This is a genomic window from Kerstersia sp. (assembly GCF_052103615.1).
In the GTDB taxonomy this organism is placed as follows: domain Bacteria; phylum Pseudomonadota; class Gammaproteobacteria; order Burkholderiales; family Burkholderiaceae_B; genus Kerstersia.
The window spans coordinates 1-2,790 of record NZ_JBQEKA010000149.1 but is presented as its reverse complement, the minus strand read 5'-3'; the positions used below and the strand labels follow the sequence as shown (position 1 = coordinate 2,790).

The following is a 2,790-nucleotide window of genomic DNA, read 5'->3' as shown; positions in this document are numbered from 1 at the left end:
CGTCTGTGGCTCCCGCCTGTGCCGGTTTCACGAGGGAACCGGCACAGGCGGATCAGCCGGCGGGTTCCGCCAGGCCGGTGTAGTACACGCAGATACGCTGGCCGCCGATATCGTGCACGGCGATGGGGGTTTCATACAGCTCGCTCAGCAGGTCGCTGCGCACCAGTTGCGCAGGCGACCCCTGGTGGGCCAAACGCCCCTGGCGCATGGCGATGATGGTATCGGCATAGCAGGAGGCGAAGTTGATATCGTGCAGCACCAGCACCACGGTCTTGCCCAGCGTATCGGCCGCCTGGCGCAAGGTGCGCATCATGCTCACGGCATGCTGCATATCCAGGCCGTTGAGGGGCTCATCCAGCAGGACATAGTCCGTATCCTGGCACAGCACCATGGCCACAAAAGCGCGCTGCCGCTGGCCGCCGGACAGTTCATCCAGGAAGCGGTGCGCCAGCTGATCCATGTCCATGTAGCGCAATGCCATGTCGATCTGCCGCGCATCTTCTGCAGGCGTGCTCAGGCCTTTATGCGGAAACCGGCCGAAGGCGACCAGATCGCGCACCGTCAGGCGCACAGGCAAATGATTATCCTGGCGCAAAATGGCCAGGCGCCGCGCCAGCTCCTTGCTGCGGGTGCGCGTGATATCCAGCCCGTCTATCAGCACCGAACCCGCATCCATAGGCAACAGCCGGCTGATCATGGAGAGCAGCGTGGATTTGCCCGCGCCGTTGGGGCCGATAATGGCGGTGACGCCGCCAGACGGAAGATTCAGGGACACCCCATCGACCACCAGGCTGGCGCCGTAGCGTTTGCAGACTTGAGACACTTCTATCATTTCATTGCCTTGCGGGTAACCATAAGCAGGAACAGCAGCCCGCCGACGAATTCAATCACGACGCTGATCGCCGTTTCCAGATGCAGGACATGTTCCAGCAGCGTCTGCCCGCCGATCAGGAGAATGATGGCGATCAGGATGGCAGCGGGCAGGGTCAGCCGGTGCCGGTCGCAATCCATCACATGGTAGGCGAGGTTGCTGACCAGCAGGCCCAGGAAGGTAATGGGGCCAACTAGTGCTGTTGAGACGGCAACCATCACGGCAATCACGACCAGCGTCTGCATCACCGTGCGCTGGTAGGGCACGCCCAGATTGACGGCAATATCGCGTCCCAGCGAGAGGACATCATAGCGGGGCACCAGGCGCAGCGCCCACACCGCGGCGCCGGCCAGCAGCACGGCGCTCAGGCCCAGCAGCCTGGGCTCGACGGAATTGAACGAGGCAAACAGCTTGTCTTGCACGATGACGAATTCATTTGGGTCTATCAGCCGCATCAGCAGATTGGCCAGGCTGCGAAACAGCAGCCCGAAGGTGATGCCGACCAGAATCAGCCGGTGCAGGCTTTGCGCGCTATCGGTAAACAGACAGCGGAACAGCAGGCAGGCCAGGCCGGTCATGACTACGACCTGGGCCAGGAATTGCCAGCCGCCAGCGCGTGAAATCGTCGCCAGTTCCGCGCCCAGGCCAAAAGCCGCTGCCGCCTGGATCAAGGTGTAAAGCGCATCGAACCCGATCAATGCCGGGGTAAGAATGCGGTTATGGGTGATGGTCTGGAACAGGACAGTCGAGATGGCGATGGCGCAGGCGACCAGCAGCATGGCCGCCAGCTTGGTGCCCCGGAACGCCAGAATGAAGCCCCAATCGCCGGAGGTGCCGGTGGTCATAAATGCCAGAATGGCAAGCAGCGCGAGCGCGGCCAGAGGCAGCAAACGCCAGGCGCGCCGGGCGGCAGGGCTGTGCGCCTGGGCAGCGGGCAGGGGGGCGCAGGTGTCCAGGGGCGGCATCATGCGGCTCCGCTTCTGCTGCGCAGAATCAGGTAGAGGAACAGGATACAGCCGAGGATGCCCATGGTGACGCCGATGGGGATCTCGTAGGGCGGATGAATCAGCCTGCCGGCGATATCGCATAGCAGCGCCAGGCCGCCGCCCATCAGGGCGATCCAGGGCAAAGAGCGGTGCATGTTGTCGCCCATCAGCAGGCTGATGACGTTGGGGACGACCAAACCCAGAAACGGAATATTGCCGGCGGTAATGACCACGACGGTGGACACGGCGGCGACAATGATCAGGCCGGCCAGCGTCAGGGTGCGATGATTCAGGCCCAGATTGGTGCTGAAACGTTGCCCCATGCCCATGACGGTAAAACGGTCCGCCGCCAGATAGGCGGCACAGGCCAGGGCAAAGCCTATCCAGAGCAGCTCGTAGCGGCCGCGCAGGACGCCGGAAAAATCACCGGTGGTCCAGGCATGCAGGGATTGCAGCATGTCGTAGCGATAGGCAAAGAAATTCGTGACGGAACTGACAATACCGCCCAGCACCAGGCCTACCAGCGGCACCAGAAAAGGCGAACGCAGCGGCGTGCGGCGCAGGATCAGCAGAAACAGCATGGTGCCGGCCATGGCGAAAGCGCCTGCCACCAGCATGCGGCCGATGACCGGAATATCGGGCATGACGAGGGCGACGAACAGAATACCCAGCATGGCGGATTCCACGGTGCCGGTCGTGGAAGGTTCGACATAGCGGTTTTGCACCAGCACCTGCATCAGCAGGCCCGCCACGGCCAGCGAAATGCCTGCCAGCAGCAGGGCGGTGGTGCGCGGCAGCCGGCTGGCCATCAGCAGCGACCAGGCCTCGGCAGCATCTTCTTGCCAGAGGTCTTGCAGACGCAAATCCCCGGCCCCGATGAACAGGCTGATGATAAAGAGCAGGGCGACCCCGCCGCAGGCAGGCAACAGCCAG

Annotated in this window: 3 protein-coding genes; all 3 read right to left on the bottom strand. The window is 63.0% G+C overall.

The annotated features are described in order from the left end of the window. Window positions 1-52: 52 nt before the first annotated feature. The 3 genes from ACTJGZ_RS16055 to ACTJGZ_RS16045 are packed head-to-tail and all read right to left on the bottom strand — an operon-like array spanning window position 53 to window position 2,786. Window positions 53-832, bottom strand: coding sequence for an iron ABC transporter ATP-binding protein (locus ACTJGZ_RS16055; protein WP_441663891.1), 780 nt, complete (start codon window positions 830-832; stop codon window positions 53-55). After that, complete coding sequence (locus ACTJGZ_RS16050) at window positions 829-1,839, bottom strand: iron chelate uptake ABC transporter family permease subunit (RefSeq protein ID WP_441663890.1); 1,011 nt, start codon at window positions 1,837-1,839, stop codon at window positions 829-831. The genes ACTJGZ_RS16055 and ACTJGZ_RS16050 overlap by 4 nt, the downstream gene beginning before the upstream one ends. Continuing rightward, window positions 1,836-2,786 carry an ABC transporter permease gene (locus tag ACTJGZ_RS16045; protein ID WP_441663892.1) on the bottom strand — a complete coding sequence of 317 codons (951 nt, stop codon included), beginning with the start codon at window positions 2,784-2,786 and terminating at the stop codon, window positions 1,836-1,838. The genes ACTJGZ_RS16050 and ACTJGZ_RS16045 overlap by 4 nt, the downstream gene beginning before the upstream one ends. Between the last annotated feature and the right edge of the window lie 4 nt (window positions 2,787-2,790).